Below are 1,828 nucleotides of genomic sequence, written 5' to 3' on the forward strand. Positions count from 1 at the left end.
GACGACCTGTTCAAGAACCAGAACGTCATCATCGAATCCGGCGCCAATCCGTGGCGGCTGCAGAAACAGCTGCGCGAGCTTGGCGCGCGTCATGGGCTGAATGCGGATCAGGTGGGCACGTGCGTGGCTGATCCGGCGCTGATCGAAGTGACGCGCAAATATGTGCAGGAGTCGCCGCCCTTCGTGACGTCGACGCCGACCTTCCTGATCGGCGGGCAGGATGTCGACCAGACGATGGAGGCGCTTTCCGCCGCCATCGATGCAGAGCTTGCGAAAGCGCAGACGCCTTCGCCCGAGAGTGGCCCGGCTCAGTAGGCAATGACCGACGGCAGCCCAGCGCGGAATGACTGGGCTGATCTGCTCGCCGAAGGGCGTCTGCCGAAATTCGCGCTGATCTGCCTGGGCGTGTGGCTGAATGCGGGCGATAGCTTGGTCACCGCCACCATCATGCCGAGCGTTGGCGCGGATCTTGGCGGCTACGAATATTTCAGCTGGGCGACGGCGGGCTTCTTTGTCGGCGCCATTCTCGCGGGCGCGAGCGCCGGGCGGCTGTCGGAAATCTTTGGCCTGCGGAATGCGACGACGTTTGCGGGGCTCGTCTTTGCAGCGGGGTGCGCGCTGGGCGCCATGGCGCCGGATATCTTCACCTTCGTTGGCGGGCGGCTGCTGCAGGGCATCGGCAGCGGATGGATTTCCGGCTTCGCCATGGTGGCGATCGCGGTTCTGTTTCCACCGCGCCATATCGCGCGCGTGTTCGCGGCTGTGGCGGGCGTGTGGGGCATAGCGACCGTGCTGGGACCGATGGTGGGCGGCATCTTTGCCGAGACAGGCGACTGGCGGATGGTGTTCTGGGTATTCATGGCGCAGGCGATACTGTTCGCCATTGCTGCGCCCTTCCTGCTGAAGGCGACGGCGCCCGCGGAGAATACCGGCGTGCCGTGGTTGCAGCTTGGCGTGCTGGGACTGGCTGTCGTCTGCATTGCGCTGGCGGATTTCTATCGCTCGCCGGTGGTGGCGATCGAGCTCGTCGTGGCGGGGCTGGCGATCCTGTGCCTCGTGTTCGTGGTCGATGCGCGGGCGAAGGTGCGGCTGCTGCCGCATGGCGCGGGAAACCTGCGGTCGGTTTGCGGATCGGGCTACGCCTCGATGTTCGCGCTTACGGCTGGGTCCATGGCGCTGACGGTTTATGGGCCTGCCCTGTTGCAAACACTGGCTGGCCTCTCCCCGTTATGGGCTGGATATGCGGTGGCCGCCGAAGCCGTGATGTGGACGCTGATGGCGATCGTGGTTGCGGGCGCGACCGAGAAGACCGAGCCGATGTGGATCAGGCTGGGCGCATTCTGCATCGTGGCGGGGATCGTGCTGCTCTGTATCTTCATGCCGATGGCCAACCTGATCGGCGTGATCGCCGGCGCGGGCGTGATGGGCGCGGGCTTCGGCTTCTCATCCTCGCTGATGAGCCGGCGCGTGATCTCCGTCCTGACGGACGAGGACCGCGCGATTGGCTCGTCCGCCATCATGGCGGTGCGACAGACCGGGTCCGCCATCGGGGCGGCGATTGCCGGGGTGACGGCGAACCTTGCCGGAGTTGCCGGCGGATTTACCATCGCGAATGCAACGGCGGCCTCGCCCTGGATCTTCCTGACGGGCCTTCCTTTGGCGCTTTTCGGGCTGTGGACGGCCTTCCGCCTGAGCGCTGCGGGCCCCGGCCATCGCCCCGCTGGTGACAGGCATTGACCCGGTCAGCCCCGCCCCCTACAGGCACAAAAGCCCAGCAATTCCGGGCGTAATGGAACCCTGACTTGCACCTGATCGGCCTCAAGATCGC

1 protein-coding gene and 1 pseudogene are annotated in these 1,828 nt (G+C 65.8%); both read left to right on the plus strand.

What is annotated here, in order from left to right; genetic code table 11:
- Positions 1 to 315: pseudogene (locus EON91_RS14340) on the plus strand (hypothetical protein); the annotation flags it as partial.
- 3 nt (positions 316 to 318) lie between these two features.
- The gene (locus EON91_RS14345; protein WP_292096067.1) at positions 319 to 1,737 is read left to right on the plus strand and encodes an MFS transporter; all 1,419 of its coding nucleotides are present in this window, start codon (positions 319 to 321) and stop codon (positions 1,735 to 1,737) included.
- Positions 1,738 to 1,828 lie beyond the last annotated feature (91 nt).

It is taken from the genome of Brevundimonas sp. (assembly GCF_004210735.1).
Taxonomy (GTDB): Bacteria; Pseudomonadota; Alphaproteobacteria; order Caulobacterales; family Caulobacteraceae; genus Brevundimonas.